Origin of the sequence: Amycolatopsis sp. lyj-109, from assembly GCF_046548995.1 — a bacterium.
GTDB lineage: Bacteria > Actinomycetota > Actinomycetes > Mycobacteriales > Pseudonocardiaceae > Amycolatopsis.
On record NZ_JAJPWR010000001.1, the window covers coordinates 149,053 to 170,979 of the forward strand.

Sequence of the window (21,927 nt, forward strand, 5' to 3'; positions counted from 1 at the left end):
AACCGGGTTCAACGCCCCGGTGCCGCCATTGCTTCCCGCAGCATCGCCGGATCATCGCCGCGGAACGTCACGACGCCGTCCGGACGCACCAGCAGCGCGTCAGCCGGGGCGTCCGGGCAGGTGGCTGTGACGATCTTCACACCCGGTCCGGCTGCTTCCCGCAGGTCGGCGCGGTCGGCGAAGTCGAACAGCACGGTCCGCGCGGCGCGCATGACCTCGGCCACCCTGGTCGGCTCGCCGCCGACGGTCAGCGGCAGGTCGGGGACGTACGGCAGCTCGTCGGCGTCCCGCAGGAGCTCGCCCAGGTGCCGGGTCGCCTCGGGAAAGGCGGCCAGCTCGCCGAAGAGCGTCCGCAGGGCGTCGCCGTCCTCGCCGGTCAGGCGGTCGAGCAGGGCCTGGACGCGGGTCTGCGTCAACGTCCGCGCCGCCACCGGGTGCCGCTCGGCGTGGTAGCTGTCGAGGAGACTCTCCGGAGCCGAGCCCCGCACGACGGCGGCGAGCTTCCAGCCGAGGTTGACCGCGTCCAGCAACCCGACGTTGAGTGACGACCCACCGGCGGGAAAGAGGTGTGCGGCGTCGCCGGCCAGGAACACGCGGCCGGCCCGGTACTGCGAGGCGAGCCGGGCCGAGCTGACCGTCCGCGACAGCCAGAGCGGCTCCCCCAGCGGCAGATCGGTGCCGAGCACCCGTTTCACGGCGTCGCGGAACTCGTCCAGGGTCGGCTCGCCGGCCGGCTCGGGTGCCACCTCGCGAACGCCGGCGATCACCACGCCGGGTGTCAGCGACGTCACCAGCACGCGTCCGCCGGGACGGCGGTTCCAGCCGCGCGCCAGCCCGGAGCCGAACAGCGGAAGGTTTCCGCGGAAGTGCCCGAGGCGCATCAGCTCGCCGTCGGTGGCGCCCGGGAACCCGATGCCGGCCAGCTCGCGGACGCGGCTGTGCGCGCCGTCGCAGCCGACGACGTACCGCGCGTCCAGGCGGTGCTCGCCGTCCGGGCCGCGCACGGTGTCCAGATCGACGAGTTCGTGCCCCCGCCGGATTTCGGCGCCGAGTTCGAGTGCCCGTTCGGTCAGCAGGGCCTCCATTCGCGGCTGCTGCAGCATCAGTCCGGGCACTGGCGTGTTCAGCGGCACCGGCCCGAACGGGAAGCCGGGGACGGGGCCGGTGAACGCGGCCTCGGCCCGGAACCGGTCCAGGAGCCCCCGGTGGTCGAGCTGCTCGACGATCCGGCCGACGAGCCCGTTCGCCCGCGGCCGCTCGTCCGGCACGGCCCGCCGGTCGAGCACCACCACCTCGGACCCGCCGAGTCGCAGCTCCGCCGCCAGCATCAGGCCCACCGGCCCCGCTCCGATCACCGCGATCTCCATGACGCCCTCCCGACTGTCAGTTCAAACTGACGACCATGTCAGGCTAGACTGACACACCATGGAAGCGGAAGAGCTTTCGGGACGCGTCTCGGAAACGGACCCGGCGGTGGCGTTGCGCGCGGTAGGCGCCCTGCACCGCCTCGCCGAACAGGTCGAAGCGGCGGCCGTCGCGCACGCCCGGGAACGGGGCTGGTCGTGGGAGCAGATCGGGGACGCCCTCGGTGTCGCCCGGCAGTCCGTGCACGCCAAGTACGGGAAGTGAGGGGCTCGTGCTCGACCGGATGATCGCGAAGAGCCCGTTCGCCGCGGTGGTGACGGCGGCCCTGGCGGAGTCCCGCCGCCGCGGCGACCGGCGGCTCGGCACCGAACACCTGCTGCTGGGCCTGCTGCACGACCCGGACAGCGCGCTCGCGCTCGGTACCGGTTTGGCCGAGGCCCGCGCGGCCCTGGACCGCTTGGACCGGGCGGCGCTGGCGGCGCTCGGTATCGAGGTGGAAGGCCTCCGGCCGGCCGAAGTTCCGGCGAGGCGCGGGAAGCTGACCCTGGGCGCGCTGACGTCGGGGGCGCGCGCGGTCGTCAACGAGGCGCTCCGCGGGACGCCGCGGCCGCGTGATCCGGCGCAGCTGTTGCGGGTGCTGGTGACGCTGTCGCCGCCCGATCCCGCGGCCGATCTGCTGGCGGAGCTGGGTGTGGACCGGGATGCCGTTCGCCGTCGGCTGGATTCCCGCACCTGATCGCGCGCTATTGGCTACGGTGGGCGAATCGGAAAGTGAACAACAGGAGGACCGGGTGCCGCGTCCCGAGCGACCCTTGGATCCCGGGGACGATCTGCTGATCGAATTCGCCGCCGATCTCCGGCGGTTGCGTGAGAGCGCCGGAAATCCGACCTACCGCGAGCTCGGGCGGCGGGCGCACTACTCGGCCGGGACGCTGTCGGAGGCCGCCGGCGGGCGGAAACTTCCCAGCCTGGCGGTCACCTTGGCCTACGTCCGGGCCTGCGGCGGGGTGCCGGGGGAATGGGAGGAACGCTGGCACGCCGTCGCCGAAGAGTCGCGCGCCGGGGGTGCCGATTCACCGCCCGAGCCGGAATCCGGGGAAATTCCGCCGTACGTCGGCCTGGCCGCTTTCACCCCCGCCGACGCCGGCCGATTCTTCGGCCGGGAACGGCTCGTCGAAAAAGTTGTCGAACGACTCGGGAGACAGCGTTTTCTCGCCGTCCTCGGCGCGTCCGGCTCGGGGAAGTCGTCCCTGCTGCGGGCCGGCCTGCTGCCTTCGGTGAAGGGGCCGGTCATCCTGCTCACCCCCGGGCACCGGCCGCTGCAGGAGTGCGCGGTCAAGTTGGCCGCCGCCCTCGGCGTCGCGCCCGGTGCCCTGCTCGACGACTTCGCCGCGCACCCGCGCAACCTCGGGCTCGCCGCCCGCCAGCTGACCGAGGGGGGAGAAGAAGCCCTCGTGCTGGTCGTCGACCAGTTCGAGGAGGTCTTCACCCTCTGCCAGGACGATCAGGAGCGGGCCCGCTTCCTCGACGCGCTCGTCACCGCGACCACCGAACCCGGCAGCCGCACCCGGGTCGTCCTCGGCATCCGCACCGACTTCTACAGCCACTGCGCGCGGCACGCCCAGCTCGCCGAGGCCATGCAGGACGCCCAGATCCTGGTCGGCCCGATGACGACCGAGGAACTCCGGCAGGCGATCTCGCGGCCCGCCGTCGACACCGGGTACCGCGTCGAGAGCGCCCTGGTCTCCCGGCTCGTCGCCGACGCCACCGGCCAGCCCGGCGTGCTGCCCCTGCTTTCGCACGCGCTGCTGGAGACGTGGCGGCGGCGCCGCGGCACCACGCTGACCCTCGCCGGGTACGAGTCGACCGGCGGCATCGAGCGGGCGATCGCGCAGACGTCCGAAGGCACCTTCGCCAAGCTCTCCCTGCGTCAGCAGCGGCTGGCGCGCCAGATCTTCCTCCGGATGACCGCACTCGGCGAAGGCACCGAAGACACCAAGCGGCGCATCGGCCGCGCCGAGCTCGACGCCGACGACGCCGACGACACCGACACCGTCCTCGGCGAGCTGGCCGCGGCCCGGCTGGTCACCCTCGACGACACCGGCATCGAGATCGCCCACGAAGCCCTCATCCGCGGCTGGCCGCGGCTGCGCGAGTGGCTCACCGAGGACCGCGAAGGCCTGCGCGTCCACCGGCAGCTCACCGAGGCGACCGGCGCCTGGGAGTCCGTCGACGAAGACCCCGGCTGGCTCTACCGCGGCACCCGGCTGGCCATCGCCCGGGAGTGGGCCGCGCGCCAGGACTCGGCGCTGTCGCGGCGCGAACGGCGGTTCCTCGACGCGAGCCTCGCCGTCGAACACGCCGAGCAGGAACGCGACCGCCGCCGTACCCGCCGGCTGCGTCAGCTGGTCGCCCTGCTCGCGGTGCTGCTGGTCGTCGCCGTGGCCGCCACCGCCTACGCCGTCCGCGCCGAGACCACGGCCACCGAGCAGCGCAACGACGCGCTGGCCCAGAAGGTCGCCGGCCAGGCGCTGGCCATGCGCGCCACCAATCCCGCGCTGGCCGCGCAGCTCGCGCTCGCCGCGTACCGCCTCGACCCCGGGGCCGACGAGCGCAGTGGCCTGCTCGGCATGTTCGGCTCGCCGTACGCGACGCGGCTGACCGGGCACACCGGCCGGGTCAACACCGTCGCCCTCCGCCCCGACGGGCGAGTCATCGCCACCGCCAGCTGGGACGGCACGGCCCGGCTCTGGGACGTCCACGACCCGCACCACCCGGTGCCGCTGGGCGTGCTCGCCGGCCACCGGGGCAACGTGAACAACGTCGCCTTCGCGGCCGACGGCCGGACCGTGGCCACCGCGGGCTTCGACGGCACGGTCCGCGTCTGGGACGTCGCCGATCCGGCGCGGCCGGGGCCCGGCACGACGATCGAGCAGCACGAGGGCAAGGCCTACGCGGTCGCCTTCAGCCCGGCCGGGCCGCTGCTGGCGACCGCCGACGTCAAGGGCACGATCCGGTTCTACGACACGGCCGACCCCGCGCACCCACGGCCGGTGGGGGAGCTGACCGGGCACACCTCCTACGTCAACAACCTCGCCTTCAGCGGCGACGGCCGGCTGCTCGCCTCCGCGTCGGCCGACAAGACCGCGCGCGTCTGGGACGTCGCTTCGCGGACCCAGCTCGGCGTCGTGGCCGGGCACACCGACGTCGTGCACTCGGTCGCGTTCAGTCCCGGCGGGCCCGTCCTCGCCACGGCGAGCCAGGACCAGACGGCGCGGCTGTGGGACATCGCCGACCCGGCCCACCCGGCGCAGCTGGCGTCGCTCACCACGCACAAGGCGACCGTGCGCTCGGTGGCGTTCGCCGCCGGCGGACGCACCCTCGCCACCACCGGCTTCGACCGCACGGCCCGGCTGTGGGACGTCGCCGACCCGCGGCAGCCGCGCGAGCTGCAGTCCCTGCCCGGGCACACCGGCGCCGTCGTCTCCGCGGTGTTCACCGGCGACGGCCGCACCCTGGCCACGGCCAGCGACGACCAGTCCGCCCGGCTCTGGGACCTGCCCGGCCCCGGCATCCCCGCGCACACGGCCCAGACGTGCCACGTCGCCTTCGGTCCCGGCGGCAAGCTGCTGGCCTCCGCCGGGTACGACGAAACCGTCCGGCTGCACGACCTCACCGATCCGCGCGCGCCGCGGGCGCTGGCCACGATCGGCGGCTTCGGCGACGCGGTCTGCGGCGTCGCCGTCAGCCCGGACGGCCGCACCCTGGCCACCGGCAGCTGGGACCACACGATGACGGTGCGGGACATCACCGACCCGGCCCGCCCCGGGCCGCCGGTGGTGTTCAACCGGCTCCACGACGATATCGACGCGGTCGCCTTCAGCCCGGACGGCCGGCTGCTCGCCACCGCGGGCGACGGCCACACGGCCCGGCTGTGGGACCTGACCGACCGCCTGCGGCCGGTCGAGATCGCGAAGCTCGAAGGCCACGACGACGACGTCCACACCCTCGCCTTCAGCCCCGACGGCCGGACGCTCGCCACCGCGGGCTGGGACCACACCGCGCGGCTCTGGGACATCTCGGCGCCCCGGGCCCCGCGGCCGCTCGCCAAGCTGGCGGGGCACACCGACACGATCTTCTCGATCGCCTACAGCCCCGACGGCCGGCACGTCGCCACGGCGAGCGCCGACCGGATGGTCCGCCTCTGGGACGTGCACGACCCGGCGCGGGTGCCGCCCCCGGTGGTCCTGGACGGCCACGCGGACGTCGTCATGTCGGTGTCCTTCAGCGGCGACGGCCGGACGCTGGCGTCCGGCAGCTACGACCGGACGATCCGGCTGTGGGACGTCGGCGCGGCGACGTCGTACGCGGTGCTGCCCGAGCAGCGCGACCGCGTCTACGTCGCGCAGTACGCCCCGAACGGCCATACCCTGGCAGGTGCGGGCGGAGACGGCTCGGTGCGGTTCTGGGAGGGTGATCCGGACCGGGCGGCCGAACGGATCTGCGCGGCGGTGTCGCCCCGGATCACCGACGCCGAGTGGAGTGAGAGCTTCCCCGACCTCGGCTATACCCCGCCCTGCCCCTGACCGGGTTGTTCGGCGTTGTTGTTCGGTGGGTGAGCGCGGACACCGAACAACCGGAATCGACTAGACATGCCCTCGGACGATGTTCGTCCCACGACGTTCATTTCACCGGGGGTCTGAAGGGCTCCTTCGAGGGCACGGGAACCCGCCTCCCGCCCCGCGAAGGGGCCCTTCAGCATTTTCACCGGCCTCGCTCAAGCGCACAGTGGCGTTGGGTGCATCAGCCGCGGCTGGTCGTGAGTGGTATTTAGGGTTAGAACCCTAAATACCACTCACGACCAGCCGCGGCAGGCCTGTAAGCCGGACCCTGGCCCGACTTCGCCAACAGCATGATGTGACGCACCCAACGCCACTGGGCGCTTGAGGTCAGGCGGCCGGGATCCAGTCCGGGTTCGAGGCGAGCACGATCAGCTGCTGCGTCGCGCGGGTCAGCGCCACGTACAGCACCCGGCGGCCGGTCGTCGATTCCGTGATCAGCTCGACCGGCTCCACCAGCACCACCGCGTCGTACTCCAGGCCCTTCGAGTCCAGGCTGCCGACGACCTTGAGCCGCTCGTCCGCCTGCCCGGAGAGCCAGCCCGTGACCTCCGGCACCCGGTCCATCGCCGTGATGACGCCGACCGTCCCCTCCACCGCGCCCAGCAGCTCCTTCACCGCCGCCTGCGTCGCCGCGGCCAGGCCGGCCGCCTCCACCGGGCGGACCTCCGGCTCCAGCCCGGTGCGGCGGACCGCCACCGGCAGCTCGCCCGCCTCCGCGTGCCCGGCCACGACCTTCGCTGCGAGGTCGAAGATCTCCGCCGAGTTCCGGTAGTTCGTGCGCAGCGTGAACCGCCGCCGGGCGGTCTTGACGCCGAACGCCTGGTCCCGCGCCGAAGCCGCTTCCGCGGGGTCCGGCCACGAGCTCTGCACCGGGTCGCCGACCACCGTCCAGCTCGCGTACTTGCCGCGCCGGCCCACCATCCGCCACTGCATCGGCGACAGGTCCTGCGACTCGTCGACGACCACGTGCGAGTACTCGTCGTAGTGCTCCGGCCGCGTCGGCGCCCCGCCCGAGCGGTGCGGCTCGACCTCGATCACCTGGCGCCGCTTGCGCTTCGGCGGCAGCCCGGTCAGGACGCGCAGCTCGTCCAGCAGCGCCACGTCCGCGATCGACCAGCCCCGCGACCGGTCCGCGAAGTCCGCGGCCAGCATCGAGATCTCCTGGCGGTTCAGGACGCCCTTCGCCGCCGACGCCAGCCGCTTCTCGTCGCTCAGCCACTTGAGGATCTGCGCCGGGTACAGCACCGGCCACCAGACGACCAGGAAGCGGTGGAAGTCGATCCGCTCGCCCAGGTCGGTGATCAGCTCGGCCCGGTCGAGCTGCTTGCCGTCGTCCTTCGCGTGCTGCTCGGCCTTCGCCGCCAGCGCGTCCAGCAGCATTTCGGCCGCCCGGATCCGCGACCGGTTCGGCGGCGCGCCCTGCGTGTGGGCCTTGCGGCGGACCTTCTCCAGGTCCCGTGCGTCCAGCTTCAGCACTTCGCCGCGGTAGACGATCCGCATCTCCTCCGGCGCCTCCGGCGGCGTGTCCCGCAGCGCCCGCAGCAGCACCTTCCGCATCCGCAGCGACCCCTTGACGGCGGCGAGCGGCGCCGCGTCCTGCCGCGTCGCCTCCAGGCCGTCGAGGACTTCGCCGAGCGCGCGCAGTTCGACGTTCGTCTCACCCATCGAGGGGAGGACCCGCGAGATGTAGCTGGTGAACACGCCGGAAGGCCCGATCACGAGCACCCCGGCCCCGCCGAGCTGACGCCGGTAGCGGTAGAGCAGGTAGGCGGCGCGGTGCAGCGCGACCGCGGTCTTGCCGGTGCCCGGCCCGCCGGTGATCTCGGTGACGCCGCGCCACGGCGCCCGGATGACCTCGTCCTGCTCCTTCTGGATGGTCGCGACGATGTCGCGCATCTTCTCGCCGCGCGAACGGCCCAGCGCGGCCATCAGCGCACCCTCGCCGACGATCTGCATGTCCTCGGGCACGGCGTCGGCCATCAGGACGTCGTCGTCGACGTCGAGGACGTTCTGGCCCGAGCAGCGGATGACCCGCCGCCGCACGACGTCCATCGGTTCTTCGGCGGTGGCCTGGTAGAACGCCGCCGCGGCCGGCGCGCGCCAGTCCGTCACGAGGTTGTCGAACTCGGCGTCGCGGATGCCGAGCCTGCCGACGTAGGTCCGTTCGCCCTCGCGGTCGTCGAGCCTGCCGAAGACGAGGCCTTCGTACTCGGCGTCGAGCGTCTGCAGCGTCTGGTTGGCGTGGTGGACCATCATGTCGCGCTCGAACAGCATCGACGCCTGCTCGAAGATCGCCTCGCGCTGCGCCCCCTGGCCGATCTCGTAGCCCTTCGTGCGCATCGCCTCGGCCTGGGCCTTCAGTTCGTCCAGACGGGTGTAAACGCGATCGACGTGGGCTTGCTCGATGGCGATCTCGGCCCGTCTGACCCGAGGTTCGGACACGCATGGCTCCTTGACAGCTTTGGGAACGCCTCCGAGGGCGAAGAACGACTCTACGCGGTGGCCCGGGCGGGGACACCCGTGTCCCGGTCATCCGCGCGGTATGCCTTCCCTCCACAATCGGGGGGTGACCAGGATCGTGGCCGGGACGGCGGGCGGACGGCGGCTGAAGGTGCCGCCCAAGGGCACCCGGCCGACGTCGGAACGCGTGCGGGAAGCCCTGTTCAACGCGCTGGAGACGGCGGGCGAGCTGGACGGCGCCCGCGTTCTCGACCTCTACGCCGGCTCCGGCGCGCTCGGCCTCGAAGCCCTCTCGCGCGGCGCGGCGGACGCGCTGTTCGTCGAGTCCGACCGGCGGGCGGTCGACGTCCTGCGCGGCAACGTCGCGGCGCTGGGTCTGGGCGGCACGGTCCGGGCCGGGCAGGTCGAGGCGGTGGTCGCGGCGCCCGCGCCCGCGGCGTTCGACCTCGTGCTGGCCGACCCGCCGTACGCCGTGGACGCGGCCGCGCTCGGGTCCGTCCTGGCGGCGCTGGCCGCGGGCGGCTGGCTGGGTCCGTCGGCCCTGGTGGTGATCGAGCGCGCGGCCCGCGACGGCGAGCCGGACTGGCCGCCGGGCTTCGAGCCGACGCGCGCTAAGAAGTACGGCGACACGGCCGTCTACTGGGCGGAGTACCCGGCTGTGGCGTGAACCACGCGGCGGAGACCGGGTCCGGCACGGTAGCGTCCGCGCCATGCGGCGTGCGGTCTGTCCCGGTTCCTACGATCCGGCCACCAACGGGCACCTCGACATCATCGAACGGGCCAGCGTGCTGTTCGACGAGATCGTCGTCGCGGTGGGGGTGAACAAGAGCAAGAAGGGCCTCTTCGAGCTCGAAGAGCGCCTCGAGATGCTGCGCGAGATCACCGCGAAGCTGCCGAACGTGCGGGTCGGCTCGTGGGAGGGCCTGCTGGTCGACTACTGCCGCGACAACGACATCGTGGCGGTCGCCAAGGGCCTGCGCTCGGTCAGCGACTTCGACTACGAGCTGCAGATGGCCCAGATGAACCGCGAGCTCACCGGGGTCGAAACGCTGCTGATGGCGAACAACCCGGCGTACGGCTTCGTGTCCAGCTCGCTGGTCAAGGAGGTCGCCGCGCTCGGCGGCGACATCGAGCGCTTCGTGCCGCCGATCGTCTTCGAGCGGCTCTCGGCGAAGTTCCCCAAGCTGGGGCGCTGACCCGCCACCGAGGCCGTTTCGGGGCCTTGTCCGGTTCCCGTCGTTCGGCCCCCTCCGTTCGTCGGGACTTCGGCGCGGTGGTGCGGGAGTTCACGTCGGCGTCTCCTGACGATCATCCGATCGGGTTACGGTCCGAAAATGACCAACTACCGATCACGCCTGGTCGCGGTCCTCTTCGCGCTCCTGGCCACGCTGTTCGCCGGGGTCACCGCCGCCGCGGCGGTTTCCCCGGCCTCCCCTGCCGTCGTCGCGCAGAACTCCTGCGGGAACCTGTCCGGCTTCTCGCACACGACGCTCTCGGCGCTGCCGGCCGAAGCGACGACGACGTACAACCTGATCCGGAAGGGCGGGCCGTTCCCGTACCCGAAGAACGACGGCGTCGTCTTCGACAACCGTGAAGGCGTGCTCCCGGCCTGCGCGTCGGGCTACTACCACGAGTACACGGTGCCGACGCCGGGCTCGAGCACCCGCGGCACGCGCCGGATCGTGACCGGCAGCGCCGGCGAGTACTTCTACACCGGCGACCACTACGCCACCTTCAAGGTCATCGACATCGGCGGCGGCACGACGCACGCCTGCGGCGACCTCTCGGGCCTGGTGAAGATCGGCTACTCGCAGCTGTCGTCGGCGGCGAAGACCGTCGTCGACACCGTGCGGAACGGCGCTTCCACCGGGACGACGTACGAAAACCGCGAAGGCGTGCTCCCGGCCTGCGCGTCCGGCTACTACAAACTCTTCGCGGTCGGCACGAACGACCGCGTGATCTCCGGCAAGGCGGGCGAACTGGCCTACACGCCCGACCGCTACGCCACGTTCAAGCGGATCGACCCGAATTCCTGATCCGTGCAACGCGCCGCGCCCCCTCGTCCGTGAGGTACACCAAACGAAGACGAGGAGGCGCGATGCGGGCTGCGGACGACGCAGACTTCCGTGAGTTCACCAGGGCACGTGCCTTGGCACTGAGACGGACGGCGTACCTGCTGTGCGGCGACTGGCACCTCGCGGAGGATCTGGTCCAGAACGCGCTGGTCAAGCTGTACCGGGTCTGGCCGAAGATCACCCGTCGGGGGCCCGTCGACAACTACGCCCGCCAGGTCCTGCTGCGCTGCTGGCTCGACGAGCAGCGGCGGCCGTGGCGGCGTCGCGAACGCCGTGACGGCGTCGTGCCGGACCAGCCGTCGCTCGCGGCCGAGACCGGCATTTCCGGTCCGCTCCTGCGCGCTCTCGGCGAAGTTCCGCCGAAGCAGCGTGCCGCTGTCGTGCTCCGCTACTGCGCCGATCTTCCCGCGGCGGAGGTCGCGGAGGTGCTGCGTTGTTCGGAAGGAACCGTCCGGAGCCAGGCCGCCCGCGGGCTCGAGACCCTCCGGGGCGTGCTCGAGCACAGCGCGGAGAGGAGCGCATGATGAACGACCTCGAAACCCGCCTGCGCGACCTGAACCTGGGGGAGCCGCCGCTCGGCTTCGACCCGGACGAGGTCGCCGACCGGGCGGCCCGGCACACCCGGCGGCGGCGAGTGGGGATCACCGGCACCTTCGCGGTGGCCGCGGCCGTCACGGCGGTGGTGGTGTCCGCCCCCGGCACGACGCCGGTTCCGCCGGCCGGTCCGCCGACCCCGCCGTCGCTCGCCGACCAGGCCCGGATCCGGCAGGCCCTCACCGACGCCGTCACGCGGCTGCTGCCCGGGGTGCGGGGCCTGACGGTCGGCGCGTCCGCGGCCGACGCCATCGGCCCCGGCCGGATGGCGGTGACCGCCACCTTCGCCGACGCGTCCGGGCGGCCCGGGTCGTTCCAGCTGACGGTGTACGGGCGGCTGGCGCCGGGTGCCCACGTGCCGGTGGCCCGGTCCTGCCCGGAACTGAACACGGCCGGGTTGCGCTGCGACCGGATCCCGCAGCCCGCCGGGGCCGTGCTGCTGGTGTCCGAAGCCGCCTACGTCGATGAGGGGACGTTCACGAAGCTGCGCGGCTTCAACGGCGTCCTCGATCGTGCGGATGCCTCGGCGGTGACGCTGGCCGACGCGGCCGACGACGCCGCCGACTCGGTGCAGCTGACCGAGGAGCAGCTCACCCAGGTGATCACCGACCCGGCGTTCGTGCTGCCGTAGGGGAGCCGGCACCGGGCGTGGTCCAGGGGGACACGCCCGGTGCCGGTGGCGTTCACCGCTTCGGCGCCCGATGCGGGCAGACTGGGCACAGCGACAGGGGATTGGAGTTGCCGTGTACCGGGTTTTCGAGGCGCTCGACGAGCTCGTCACCATCGTCGAGGAGGCGCGCGGCGTACCGATGACGGCCAGCTGCGTCGTGCCCCGGGGAGACGTGCTCGAGCTCCTCGACGACGTCCGCGACGCACTGCCGGCGGAGATCGACGACGCCCAGGACGTCCTCGACAAGCGCGACGACCTGATCCACGCGGCCCGCAAAGAAGCGGGCGAAACGGTGGCGGGCGCGAACGCCGAGGCCGAGCGCGCGATCGCCGACGCAACGGACGAGGCGGAGCGCATCCTCGCCGACGTGCGCGCCCGAGCGGAGCAGCTGCTCGCCGACGCGCACGACCAGGCCGACCGCACGGTGGCCGCGGGCCAGGCCGAGTACCAGAATCTCACGGACCGCTCCCGCGCGGAGTCCGAGCGGATGATCCAGGCCGGCCGCGACGCCTACGACCGGGCCATCGAGGACGGCCGCGCGGAGCAGGCCCGGCTGGTGGCCCAGACCGAGGTGGTCCAGGCAGCTCACGCGGAGTCGGCCCGGATCGTGGACGAGGCCCACGCGGAGGCCGACCGCCAGCGAGCGGACTGCGACGCGTACGTGGACGGCAAGCTGGCGGAGTTCTCCGAGCTGCTGGCGACGACGCTGCGGACGGTGGACTCGGGGCGCAACCACCTGCGCTCGCCGGCGAACCTGCCCAGCTCGGGCGGACGGCCGACACTGTACGACTACCAGGTGTGACGAGTCTCTCGGTCGTCACCTCCGCACCGCCCAGCTCAAATGGGGTGGCGGCCGGTGCGTACCCTGGACGGGATGTCCGAGAACAAGACCCCCCAGCTCGACGACCGCAGCCCGTGGGTGATCGACACCCGTGAGCTCGGCCGTCACGCCGGCCTCAGCCGCGCCCTCCAGCGCAGCGTGCCGGTGGAGACGCCGCTCGGCGTCCCCGACGTGATCACCATCGAAGCCGGCTCCGAGCTGGCCCTCGACCTGCTCTTCGAGTCCGTCGTCGAAGGCGTCCTCGTCAGCGGCACCGCGACGGCCGTCGCGAAGGGCGCCTGCGCCCGCTGCCTGGACCCGCTGACCGAAGAGGTCGAGGTCGAAGTCCAGGAGCTGTTCGCCTACCCGGGGTCGGTCACCGAGGAGACGACGGACGAGGACGAGATCCCCCGGCTGATCGACGACCGGATCGACCTCGAGCCCATCGTGCGCGATGCCATCGTGCTGGCCCTGCCGCTGGCGCCGCTGTGCACCGAGGACTGCGCCGGGCTCTGCATCGAGTGCGGCGTCAAGTGGGCCGATCTCGAGCCCGGACACGGGCATGAGAAGATAGATCCTCGGTGGGCCGCACTCGTGGAGCGATTCGACGAGAATGCGGGCGAAAAGCCTGCGCAGGGCCCGGCCGAGCAAGAGCAAGCCTGACGAGCGTCCAGCTCGTTCGGTGAGAAAGTTCGCTCGCACCGCGAGCAGACCGTCATAAGGAGATCTACTCGTGGCCGTCCCGAAGCGGAAGATGTCGCGATCCAACACGCGCTCCCGCCGCAGCCAGTGGAAGGCGGCTCCGGTGCAGCTGGTGCCCTGCTCCAACCGCGCCTGCAAGCAGCCGAAGCTCCAGCACATCGCGTGCCCGTCTTGCGGCCAGCACAACGGCCGCCAGGTCGTCGAGCCCGCCTGATCGGGTAGCCGACATGGGGGGCAAGACGCCCGGGGGACCCGCAGCCGATCCGGCGCCGTTGCTCGAAGCGCTCGGGGTCGCACTCGACCCCGAGCTGCTCCGGCTTTCGCTGACTCACCGTTCGTACGCGTACGAAAACGGGGGGCTGCCGCCGAACGAGCGGCTGGAGTTCCTCGGTGACGCCGTGCTCAGCGTCGTCGTCACCGATCACCTGTACACCACGCATCCCGACCTGCCCGAAGGTCAGCTCGCGAAGCTCCGCGCCAGCGTCGTCAACATGCACGCACTGGCACGGGTGGCGCGCGGGCTCGGCGAGGGCGGGCTCGGGGCGCACCTGCTGCTCGGCAAGGGCGAAGAGCTCACCGGCGGCCGGGACAAGGCGAGCATCCTCGCCGACGGCCTGGAAGCCGTGATCGGCGCCGTGTACCTGGCACACGGCATCGAGATCGCGCGCAAGCTCGTGCACCACCTCTTCGACGGTCTGCTCGCCGAAGCGCCGTTGCGCGGGGCCGGGCTCGACTGGAAGACGAGCCTGCAGGAGCTGACCGCGTCGGCCGGTTTCGGCGTGCCCGAGTACAAGGTCGAAGACACCGGGCCGGACCACCGCAAGGAGTTCACGGCCACGGTGCTCATCGCCGGCCGTCCTCTGGGTCACGGCACCGGGTCGACGAAGAAGGAAGCCGAGCAGAAGGCCGCCGAGACGGCCTGGCGTTCGCTGTCCGCCGAACTCGAGGCGCAGAAGAAGGCCGAACCGGAGTCCTGATCAGCGGGAACCCCCGTTGACGTTTTCCCGGACCGCTCAGTAGCGTGTGGACATCCGCCGCCCGGTGCTCACTGAGAGGTTTGGCGGATGCGTCTGTTCTTCGTTCCCCTGATCGCCGCGGCACTCGTCGTCGTACCCGGCCCTCCGGCGTCGGCGGCGCAGATCCGGGTCACCTCGCTGACGGCGCTGCAGTCCGCGCTGGACAAGGCGAATCCCGGTGACACGATCGCGCTGGCCGACGGGAGTTACTCCGCGGGCTCGACGCTGTCGATCAAGCGGTCCGGCACCGGTTCGGCGCCCGTGACGATCGCCGCGGAACACTCCGGCCAGGCCACCATCACCGGCTCGAAGACGTTCGCCTTCGCCAGCGGCGTCTCGAACGTGGTGCTGCGCGGGTTCAAGTTCCGGGGCGGCGCGTCGCTGACCGTCCCGGCCGGCGCGTCGAACAACCGCCTGACCCGCAACGACTTCCAGCTCACGACCGACGGCAACTGGGTCACGGTCAGCGGCGACGACACCGTGGTCGATCGCAACGTCTTCCAGAACCGCACCACCCAGGGCGTGTTCCTGCAGATCCTCGGGCCGTCCGGCGCCATGGCGAAGCGCGTCCACGTGCACCACAACTACTTCTACAACCACCAGTTCGCCGGTGCGAACGGCGGCGAGTCGATCCGGCTGGGGTTGAGCAACCACCAGTCGTACCCGGCGAACGCGCTGATCGAGAACAACCTCTTCGAGAAGGCCGACGGCGACAGCGAGGCGATCTCCGTCAAGTCGTCCGACAACGTGGTGCGGTACAACACGATCCGGGACAGCAAGGGCTACATCGTGCTGCGCCACGGCAACCGCAGCACCGTCGAGGGCAACGTCCTCTTCGGCTCGGGCATCCGGTTCCACGGCAACGACCACAAGATCGTCGGCAACTACGTCGCGAACTCCGGCGACCGCGCGATCGTCTTCGGCTCCGGTAACGAAGCCGACAGCGGCCCGACGAGCAAGCTCCACGACCGGCCCGACCGGCCCGACCGGGTGACGGTGGCGTACAACACGGTGCTGGGTTCGAAGAGCGTGATCGACGGTGACGGTGGCGACTTCAAGCCGAAGGACTGCGTGGTGGCCGACAACATCGTCAAGGGAACTTCCGGCACGCTCGTCACGCTGCCCAGCGGGTCGACGGTGAAGTACGAAGGCAACATCACGTTCGGCGGGACGGCGGGGGTCCCGTCGCGCGCTGTCGACCCGAAGCTGGTCAAGGACGCGGCCGGGCTGTACCGGCTGGCGGCGGGGAGCCCGGCGATCGACGCGGGCGTGGGGTCGTATTCGTACGCCGCGAAGGACTTCGACCTGCAGGCCCGCTCGGGCACCTTCGACGTCGGCGCGGACGAGTACTTCGCTTCGGGGACGACCCGGGTTCCGCTGACGAAGGCGGACGTGGGCCCCACCGCTCCGTAGCGGCCTTTCCGCGGTGCCTTCGAAAACTGTCGTACCCGGCGGGCACAATGCCCGTATGCCCGAACTTCCCGAGGTCGAAGTCGTCCGCCTGGGCCTGCAGGCGCACGTCGCGGGGCGGACCATCCGCGAGGCGGAGGTCCTGCACCCGCGTGCCATCCGCCGGCACGCCCTGGGCGCGGAGGACTTCACGCAGCGGCTGGCCGGCGCCCGCGTCGAGGCGGCGCGGCGCCGGGGCAAGTACCTGTGGCTGGAGCTGTCCGACAAGGAGGCGCTGCTGGCCCACCTGGGGATGAGCGGGCAGATGCTCGTCCAGCCGGAGGGCGCGCCGGACGAGAAGCACCTGCGGGTGCGCCTGCGCTTCCACGACGACGGGCCGGAGCTGCGCTTCGTCGACCAGCGGACGTTCGGCGGCCTGGCGCTGGACGACCTCAACAACGTCCTGCTCCCGGACACGATCGCGCACATCGCCCGCGATCCGATGGATCCGGAGTTCGACCTCGACACGGCGGTGCGTGCCCTGCGGTCGCGGCGCACCGAGGTCAAGCGGGCGCTGCTCGACCAGACGCTGGTGTCGGGCATCGGCAACATCTACGCGGACGAAGCCCTGTGGCGGGCCCGCCTGCACTGGGCCCGTCCGACGGAGAAGCTGACCATGGCGAAGGGCCGCGAGCTGCTGTCCGCGGCGTCGGACGTGATGAACGCGGCCCTCGGTGCGGGCGGAACGTCGTTCGACGCGCTGTATGTGAACGTCAACGGGCAGTCGGGGTACTTCGACCGGTCGCTGGACGCGTACGGCCAGGAGGGGATGCCGTGCCACCGGTGCGGCACGGCGATCCGGCGGGAGCCGTTCATGAACCGTTCGTCGTTCTCGTGCCCGCGGTGCCAGCCGCGGCCGAGGGCGAACTCGGGTTGATAACGGGGGTTCACCTTTCAGCTAGGATGAATATGCCTGGTAGCTGAGGGAGTGCATCGTGGTCAAGGAGCCCGGAAAGTCGACGCTGGCCGACAAGATCGACCGGCTGTTCCACGTGGTCCGCAGGCCCGATCGGGAGCCGTACAGCAACGAAGAGGTCGCCAAGGCCTGCCGCGAAGCGACGGGCGAGAGCTTTTCGACGACGTACCTGTGGCAGCTGCGCACCGGCCGCCGCGACAACCCGACCAAGCGCCACCTCGAGGCTTTGGCCCAGTTCTTCGGAGTACCCCCGGCCTACTTCTTCGACGACGAGCAGAGCCGGAAGATCGCGGAGGAGCTGGCCTTGCTGGGCGCGCTGCGCGACGCGGGGGTGCGGGATCTGGCGCTGCGCGCGGTGACGTTGTCCTCGGACGGCCTGGACACGATCAGCGACATGATCGACGCGATCGCCCGGAGAGAGGCCGGCCGCGGCGGTCCGAAGAAGGAGAGCTGAGCGTTCGCGCCATCGGGACGGGGCCGGCGGGTGGTGGCCATCGCACGGAGCGATCGGGACAGGGGCTTTCGGAACGAGGGCCGGCGGGCGTGGTGAGCGGTCGCCGGTGCCGGGAACGGGTGCCGGTGCGGACTCCCGCCCTGCCTCCGCGAGTCGGCGTACGGGCGTGCCGGGTATCGTCGCGGGGCGTCGTTCCGGCCGCCGAGCCGCCTGTGGGGGAACCGCGTTCCCCGTTCGTGCGTCGGATTTTCCCCGGCCGCGCAACCACCGGCGTTCTGCCGCGTTGATCCGGCTGGAACCGTTCGGCTGCGGCGTGGTGAAGGAGGGCTGAGGTGGGGCGACCATCGTGGCGGCGGCGACCGGCCCGCTCGCTCTGGCAGCGAGCCCGTCAGGTCGCCGATGGCGTCAGCCTGCCCGAACCGTTCGATGCCGAGGAGTTCGTCGCGGCCCTGGCCGCCGAGCGCGGGCGCCCCATCGAACTGATGCCGGTCAGCGCTCCCGAAGGCGCGCCGTGCGGGTTGCTGATGAGCACCGAACGCGCCGACTACATCCTCTACCCGACCAACACGACCGCCCTGCACCGGCGGCACATCCTGCTGCACGAGGTCGGGCACCTGCTGTGCGGTCACGTCGGCGCCGATGGCCGCACTGTGGGCGCCGACGGTGTCGCCATCGACGCCGCCGCCGGGCGGCAGCTCATGCCGAGCCTCTCGCCCGAGCTGGTCCGGCGCGTGCTCGGGCGCACCACCTACACCGACGTCGAGGAGCGCGAAGCCGAACTCGTCGCGAGCCTGCTCGCGCAGCGCGTCGTCCGGCCCGCCGAGCCACGCGAACCCGCGCCCGGCGTCCCGGACGGTGTGCGGCGCTTCGATTCCGTGTTCGGCCGCCGCACGCCGTGATCGAAACCCTCGCCTACTACCTCTGCACGGCGGGCTTCGCCGGGTTCGGCTACAAGCTGATCGAGGCGCGCGGGAGCCAGCCCGTGCGCACGATGTGGCTCCTCGCCGGCTTCGGCATCTGCATCGCCACCGGGATCGTCGTGCTGACGCCGGCGATGTCGGCCCTCGCCGGCCCGGGCCCGGTGGCCGAATGGATCCTGAACCTGGCCGGCGACGAGCTGAAGCTGGGCGCGATCGGGTTCGCGGTGGCCTTCAGCCAGTCGATGTGGCGCGGCGAAGGCGCCCGGCTCGCACCGCACGCGCTGTTCACCGGAGCGACGATGGTGCTGCTGGCGGTGTGCTTCGCGCTTTCCGAGCCGCGACGCGTGGGCGACGACACGGTCTTCTCGGCCGCCGGCCTGCCGTTCGCCCTGGGCGACAAGGGGCTGTTCCTGCTCTACAGCCTGATCAGCCTCGGTCTGCTGTTCGCGGTGTTCGCCCGCAGCGCGTGGCACGCGGAGCCGGGGCCACTCCGCGCCGGGCTGTGGCTGCTGGTCGTCGGTGTGGGCGCGGCGACCGCGTGGACGTTCTGGGACGTCGACGACGTCGTCCAGCTGGCGCGGACGGCCCGGATCGGCGCCCGCGAGGACCTCCCGTCCTCGATCCTCGCGGCCGTGACGATCGGGTGCGTGGCGGCCGGGGCAACGCTCAGCGCCTGGTCGCCGTCGGTGTCGTCGGTGATCGGCCGGGTACGCGCGTACCGGGCGTACCGCCGCATCGAGCCACTGTGGACGGCGCTGCGCACGGCGGTCCCGGGCATCACCCTCGACCCGGGCCGCAAGCTGGCGGGCGGCGCGGAGTTCGCGCTGTACCGCAGGGTGATCGAAATCCGCGACGGTCACCTGGCGCTGCGAGCCCACTTCGACCCGGACCTCCCGGCCCGCGCGGAGGCGGCGGCCCGCCGGGCGGGAGTCCGCGAGGCCGAGGTGGCGGCGACGGTGGAAGCGCTGACGCTGGCGGCGGCGATCGAAGCGGGTCGAGCGGGCCGTCGCTTCGACCGCGAGCCCGAGCACCGGGCGGAGCCGGACACGGAAGCGGACGTGGCGGCCGAGGCGGCCTGGCTGGTCCAGGTGAGCCGGGCCTGGCGCCGCCGCGACGCGGTGGTGGACCGGGTCCGCGCGGCAGCACTCGGCTAGCGTCGCAAGCCGGTTGACGGCCGGACGAGTGAGGAACCGGGGATCAGCGCGGGTAGCGGGCTCCGTTCACCGTCACCCTCAGCGAGTACAGCGAGCTCGACGCCGTGATGAACAGTTCGTTGCCCCGCGCCCCGCCGAACGTGAAGTTCGAGCAGATCTCCGGGATCCGCAGCTTCCCGATCAGCGTCCCGTCCTCGGCAAAACAGTGCAGCCCGTCGTGCGCCGCGGCCCACACCTGCCCTTCGCTGTCCACCCGGACTCCGTCGAAGCCGCCGCTGTCGCTCGTGGCGAAGATCTCGCCGCCCGTCAGCTTTCCGTTCCCGGCAACGGAGAACACCCGGAGGTGGCTCGGCGTCTGACGCGTGTCCGCGATGTACAGCCGCGACTCGTCCGCCGAAAACGCCAGGCCGTTCGGCCGGCTGAAGTCGTCCGCGACGATCTCCACCGAGCCGTCCGGCGCCGCCCGGTACACGTGGCACGCGCCGATCTCGCTCTCCGCGCGGTACCCCTCGTAATCGCTGTCGATCCCGTAACTCGGGTCGGTGAACCAGATCGACCCGTCCGAGTGCTCGACCACGTCGTTCGGGCTGTTGAGCCGCTTCCCCCGGTACTCCGACGCCAGGACCGTGATCGAGCCGTCGTGCTCGGTGCGCGTCACCCGGCGGGGGCCCTGCTCGCAGCTGATCAACCGTCCCCGGCGGTCCACCGTGTGGCCGTTCGCGTACCCGGACGGCTGACGGAAGACGCCGACCTGGCCGGTCGTCTCGTCCCAGCGCAGCGTGCGGTCGTCGGGGATGTCGCTGAACACCAGGTAGCGGCCCGCCGGGAAGTACGCCGGTCCCTCCGTCCAGCGGCAGCCCGTGTGCAGGCGCTGCGTCCACTCGTCGCCGTTCACGCGCGTGAACCGCTCGTCGAGCACCTGGAAGTCCGTCTTGATCCGGTCCATCGCACACTCCTCAAGTGGTGGACGAAGTAGATCGCATACTGCTCGCCGAACTCCAGCGCGATGCGACCCTCCGCCGTGCACACTACTGCGCAATGCGTGGTACCTTCCCAAGCGTAAGACTGGAGGGTGCAGTGGAGATCAGTCAGCTGCTCAAGGGCGTGCTCGATCTCGCCGTTCTCGCGGTGCTCCGCGACGAAGACGGCTACGGGTACGACGTACTGAGAAGGCTCCGGGCCGCCGGCCTGGACGAGGTGGGGGACGCGTCGGTGTACGGGACGTTGCGCAGGCTGTACAAGGCCGGCCTGCTGACGTCGTACGTCGTGCCCAGCGAAGAGGGCCCCCACCGCAAGTACTACAGCCTGAACGAGCCGGGCCGGGCGCGCCTGGCCGAGTCGGTCAAGACGTGGCAGAACTTCGCATCGACGATGAACGTACTCCTGGGAGACGCAGTGGGAGAGGCAGCATGAGCGACAAGCCGACCGCCGTGCGGGTGTATCTGGCGCGGGTCCGGACCGCGCTCGCCGACCTGCCCGCGAGCGAGATCGAAGAGATCCTCGAGGACGTCCGCCCGCACCTGGCGGAGCTGGAGGCCGAGCTGGGGGAGGGCGCCCGCGTCGAGGCGCTGATCGAACGGCTCGGCTCGCCGGAGAGCTACGCCGCCGAGCTGCGCGCGTCCGGCGGGTACCCGGCGCCGGGGGAGGGTGCCACGCAGGTGTTCACCACCACTGCCGGGCCGAGCCTGGTGAAGCCGCGGATCGCGTTGTGGGGCCTGCTGTTCAGCGCGCTGGCGCTCGCGCTGCTCGCCTTCGGCGCCGCCGTCACCGTCGACCCCGACGTGTTCGCCGGCCTGCTGCTGTTCGCGCCGGTGTTCGTGGTCAGCCTGGTGCTGCTGCTGCGCGGCGGGGTCGAGCCGGTGCTGGCCCTGCCGGAGGTCGCCTGGCTGCGCACCACCATGGCCAAGGGCCGCGAGCAGGAGGACGCCGGCAAGTTCCTGCGCTACCTCGGTTCGCTCAAACCGGCGTGGTGGGTGCTGTGCGCGGTCGCGCTGGTCGCGTTCGGGCTGCTGCTCATGCTGCGGCACCGGGGCGCGGTACTGCTGCTGCCGTTCCTGATCCTCGCGGCCGTCGCGGCCCTGTGGGCGGGCCCGCGGGTGCGCACCGACCGGCGGCTGCTGTGGGTGGCCGTGCCGATCTCGGCGTTCGTCATCGGTGGCGCGCTGGGCGGCTTCGGTGCCGCGATCGACCTCTTCGCCCGCGGCGGCTCCTCGAGCCCGCCGTCGTACTACACGTCGTCCGACAGCTACGGCAACGACCAGCTGACCTACGGCGGCCATGACGTCGGGAACATCTACGCCTTCGACGCCGAGGGCAAGCCGCTGACCGAGGTCTACCTCTACGACGAAGAGGGCCGGCCGATCACGGTGACCCGCTACGGCTGCGAGCGATCGAGCGGCAGCCGGCAGAAGATCGGCGAGGACAACCGGTTCCCTCGGCCGAAGATCGAGCAGGGCGTCACCGACGACCAGGGCAACTACAACGGCTACAACGGCTACCGCGGCGCTTGCCGCGAGCTCGCGGGCGTGCCGTTCAGCGCCGCGATCCCGAAGGTGACGGTGCCGCCGACGACCACGTCGCCGACGTCTTCGTCCGCGCCGGCCTCGCCGACGCCGACGAAGTAGGGGGGACGAACGCCAGGAGCGGCGGTCGGGGCCGCTCCTGGCGCGTTCACCCGTTCCGAACGTGCCCGAAACGCCGGGCGAACGTG

General features: G+C 71.9%; 22 protein-coding genes. 19 read left to right on the top strand and 3 right to left on the bottom strand.

Going from position 1 to position 21,927, the window contains the following annotated elements; all coding sequences use genetic code 11:
* Positions 1–8: 8 nt before the first annotated feature.
* Positions 9–1,367 carry an FAD-dependent monooxygenase gene (locus ACLJQF_RS00645; protein ID WP_410606209.1) on the bottom strand — a complete coding sequence of 453 codons (1,359 nt, stop codon included), beginning with the start codon at positions 1,365–1,367 and terminating at the stop codon, positions 9–11.
* A 58-nt stretch (positions 1,368–1,425) separates the two neighbouring features.
* Here ACLJQF_RS00645 and ACLJQF_RS00650 point away from each other — a divergent pair, with 58 nt between their 5' ends.
* The 3 genes from ACLJQF_RS00650 to ACLJQF_RS00660 all read left to right on the top strand — a co-directional run bounded on the left by ACLJQF_RS00650 (position 1,426) and on the right by ACLJQF_RS00660 (position 5,951).
* Positions 1,426–1,629 carry a helix-turn-helix domain-containing protein gene (locus ACLJQF_RS00650; protein WP_013223678.1) on the top strand — a complete coding sequence of 68 codons (204 nt, stop codon included), beginning with the start codon at positions 1,426–1,428 and terminating at the stop codon, positions 1,627–1,629.
* A 7-nt stretch (positions 1,630–1,636) separates the two neighbouring features.
* Positions 1,637–2,101: a Clp protease N-terminal domain-containing protein gene (locus ACLJQF_RS00655; RefSeq protein ID WP_410606210.1), complete on the top strand. Its 465-nt coding sequence runs from the start codon at positions 1,637–1,639 to the stop codon at positions 2,099–2,101.
* 76 nt (positions 2,102–2,177) lie between these two features.
* Positions 2,178–5,951, top strand: a complete 3,774-nt coding sequence (locus ACLJQF_RS00660) for a hypothetical protein (RefSeq protein ID WP_410606796.1) — start codon at positions 2,178–2,180, stop codon at positions 5,949–5,951.
* A 363-nt stretch (positions 5,952–6,314) separates the two neighbouring features.
* Here ACLJQF_RS00660 and ACLJQF_RS00665 read toward each other — a convergent pair whose 3' ends face one another.
* The gene (locus ACLJQF_RS00665; RefSeq protein ID WP_410606211.1) at positions 6,315–8,429 is read right to left on the bottom strand and encodes a HelD family protein; all 2,115 of its coding nucleotides are present in this window, start codon (positions 8,427–8,429) and stop codon (positions 6,315–6,317) included.
* A gap of 124 nt (positions 8,430–8,553) precedes the next feature.
* Between ACLJQF_RS00665 and rsmD the strand changes: the two genes are divergently transcribed.
* The 14 genes from rsmD to ACLJQF_RS00735 all read left to right on the top strand — a co-directional run bounded on the left by rsmD (position 8,554) and on the right by ACLJQF_RS00735 (position 19,217).
* The gene (gene rsmD, locus ACLJQF_RS00670) at positions 8,554–9,114 is read left to right on the top strand and encodes a 16S rRNA (guanine(966)-N(2))-methyltransferase RsmD (protein WP_410606212.1); all 561 of its coding nucleotides are present in this window, start codon (positions 8,554–8,556) and stop codon (positions 9,112–9,114) included.
* A gap of 43 nt (positions 9,115–9,157) precedes the next feature.
* Positions 9,158–9,643 carry a pantetheine-phosphate adenylyltransferase gene (coaD, locus tag ACLJQF_RS00675; protein WP_410606213.1) on the top strand — a complete coding sequence of 162 codons (486 nt, stop codon included), beginning with the start codon at positions 9,158–9,160 and terminating at the stop codon, positions 9,641–9,643.
* A gap of 138 nt (positions 9,644–9,781) precedes the next feature.
* Complete coding sequence (locus ACLJQF_RS00680; protein WP_410606214.1) at positions 9,782–10,483, top strand: ribonuclease domain-containing protein; 702 nt, start codon at positions 9,782–9,784, stop codon at positions 10,481–10,483.
* A gap of 62 nt (positions 10,484–10,545) precedes the next feature.
* A complete protein-coding gene (locus ACLJQF_RS00685; RefSeq protein ID WP_410606215.1) occupies positions 10,546–11,046 on the top strand; it encodes a SigE family RNA polymerase sigma factor in 501 nt (166 codons plus the stop codon).
* On the top strand, positions 11,046–11,747 hold the full coding sequence (locus ACLJQF_RS00690; protein WP_410606216.1) for a hypothetical protein: 702 nt from the start codon (positions 11,046–11,048) through the stop codon (positions 11,745–11,747). The genes ACLJQF_RS00685 and ACLJQF_RS00690 overlap by 1 nt, the downstream gene beginning before the upstream one ends.
* 112 nt (positions 11,748–11,859) lie before the next feature.
* Positions 11,860–12,588, top strand: a complete 729-nt coding sequence (locus tag ACLJQF_RS00695; RefSeq protein ID WP_410606217.1) for a DivIVA domain-containing protein — start codon at positions 11,860–11,862, stop codon at positions 12,586–12,588.
* Positions 12,589–12,660: 72 nt separating this feature from the next.
* Positions 12,661–13,269: a YceD family protein gene (locus ACLJQF_RS00700; RefSeq protein WP_410606218.1), complete on the top strand. Its 609-nt coding sequence runs from the start codon at positions 12,661–12,663 to the stop codon at positions 13,267–13,269.
* A 70-nt stretch (positions 13,270–13,339) separates the two neighbouring features.
* The gene (rpmF, locus tag ACLJQF_RS00705) at positions 13,340–13,522 is read left to right on the top strand and encodes a 50S ribosomal protein L32 (RefSeq protein ID WP_013223689.1); all 183 of its coding nucleotides are present in this window, start codon (positions 13,340–13,342) and stop codon (positions 13,520–13,522) included.
* Positions 13,523–13,535: 13 nt separating this feature from the next.
* Entirely contained in the window at positions 13,536–14,285 is a 750-nt protein-coding gene (gene rnc / locus ACLJQF_RS00710; protein ID WP_410606219.1) for a ribonuclease III, read from the top strand.
* A gap of 87 nt (positions 14,286–14,372) precedes the next feature.
* Positions 14,373–15,737 carry a polysaccharide lyase 6 family protein gene (locus ACLJQF_RS00715; protein WP_410606220.1) on the top strand — a complete coding sequence of 455 codons (1,365 nt, stop codon included), beginning with the start codon at positions 14,373–14,375 and terminating at the stop codon, positions 15,735–15,737.
* 55 nt (positions 15,738–15,792) lie between these two features.
* The gene (gene mutM / locus ACLJQF_RS00720; protein ID WP_410606221.1) at positions 15,793–16,650 is read left to right on the top strand and encodes a bifunctional DNA-formamidopyrimidine glycosylase/DNA-(apurinic or apyrimidinic site) lyase; all 858 of its coding nucleotides are present in this window, start codon (positions 15,793–15,795) and stop codon (positions 16,648–16,650) included.
* A 58-nt stretch (positions 16,651–16,708) separates the two neighbouring features.
* Positions 16,709–17,143, top strand: a complete 435-nt coding sequence (locus ACLJQF_RS00725; RefSeq protein WP_013223693.1) for a helix-turn-helix domain-containing protein — start codon at positions 16,709–16,711, stop codon at positions 17,141–17,143.
* A gap of 332 nt (positions 17,144–17,475) precedes the next feature.
* The gene (locus ACLJQF_RS00730; RefSeq protein WP_410606222.1) at positions 17,476–18,042 is read left to right on the top strand and encodes a hypothetical protein; all 567 of its coding nucleotides are present in this window, start codon (positions 17,476–17,478) and stop codon (positions 18,040–18,042) included.
* Positions 18,039–19,217: an MAB_1171c family putative transporter gene (locus tag ACLJQF_RS00735; protein WP_410606223.1), complete on the top strand. Its 1,179-nt coding sequence runs from the start codon at positions 18,039–18,041 to the stop codon at positions 19,215–19,217. The genes ACLJQF_RS00730 and ACLJQF_RS00735 overlap by 4 nt, the downstream gene beginning before the upstream one ends.
* Positions 19,218–19,260: 43 nt before the next feature.
* On the opposite strand, the gene ACLJQF_RS00740 is transcribed toward ACLJQF_RS00735, so the two are convergent.
* A complete protein-coding gene (locus ACLJQF_RS00740; protein WP_410606224.1) occupies positions 19,261–20,163 on the bottom strand; it encodes an SMP-30/gluconolactonase/LRE family protein in 903 nt (300 codons plus the stop codon).
* 131 nt (positions 20,164–20,294) lie between these two features.
* On the opposite strand from ACLJQF_RS00740, the gene ACLJQF_RS00745 reads away from it, so the two are divergent.
* Positions 20,295–20,630, top strand: coding sequence for a PadR family transcriptional regulator (locus tag ACLJQF_RS00745; protein WP_410606225.1), 336 nt, complete (start codon positions 20,295–20,297; stop codon positions 20,628–20,630).
* Positions 20,627–21,841, top strand: a complete 1,215-nt coding sequence (locus ACLJQF_RS00750) for a DUF1700 domain-containing protein (protein ID WP_410606226.1) — start codon at positions 20,627–20,629, stop codon at positions 21,839–21,841. Before ACLJQF_RS00745 ends, ACLJQF_RS00750 begins: the two co-directional genes overlap by 4 nt.
* Positions 21,842–21,927: the final 86 nt, after the last annotated feature.

Coding starts and splice junctions, on each gene's coding strand:
- ACLJQF_RS00645 (WP_410606209.1), bottom strand. CDS start 1,367: ATGGAGATCGCGGTGATCGGAGCGGGGCCGGTGGGCCTGATGCTGGCG.
- ACLJQF_RS00650 (WP_013223678.1), top strand. CDS start 1,426: ATGGAAGCGGAAGAGCTTTCGGGACGCGTCTCGGAAACGGACCCGGCG.
- coaD (WP_410606213.1), top strand. CDS start 9,158: ATGCGGCGTGCGGTCTGTCCCGGTTCCTACGATCCGGCCACCAACGGG.
- ACLJQF_RS00680 (WP_410606214.1), top strand. CDS start 9,782: ATGACCAACTACCGATCACGCCTGGTCGCGGTCCTCTTCGCGCTCCTG.
- ACLJQF_RS00685 (WP_410606215.1), top strand. CDS start 10,546: ATGCGGGCTGCGGACGACGCAGACTTCCGTGAGTTCACCAGGGCACGT.
- ACLJQF_RS00690 (WP_410606216.1), top strand. CDS start 11,046: ATGAACGACCTCGAAACCCGCCTGCGCGACCTGAACCTGGGGGAGCCG.
- ACLJQF_RS00700 (WP_410606218.1), top strand. CDS start 12,661: ATGTCCGAGAACAAGACCCCCCAGCTCGACGACCGCAGCCCGTGGGTG.
- rnc (WP_410606219.1), top strand. CDS start 13,536: ATGGGGGGCAAGACGCCCGGGGGACCCGCAGCCGATCCGGCGCCGTTG.
- ACLJQF_RS00715 (WP_410606220.1), top strand. CDS start 14,373: ATGCGTCTGTTCTTCGTTCCCCTGATCGCCGCGGCACTCGTCGTCGTA.
- mutM (WP_410606221.1), top strand. CDS start 15,793: ATGCCCGAACTTCCCGAGGTCGAAGTCGTCCGCCTGGGCCTGCAGGCG.
- ACLJQF_RS00740 (WP_410606224.1), bottom strand. CDS start 20,163: ATGGACCGGATCAAGACGGACTTCCAGGTGCTCGACGAGCGGTTCACG.
- ACLJQF_RS00750 (WP_410606226.1), top strand. CDS start 20,627: ATGAGCGACAAGCCGACCGCCGTGCGGGTGTATCTGGCGCGGGTCCGG.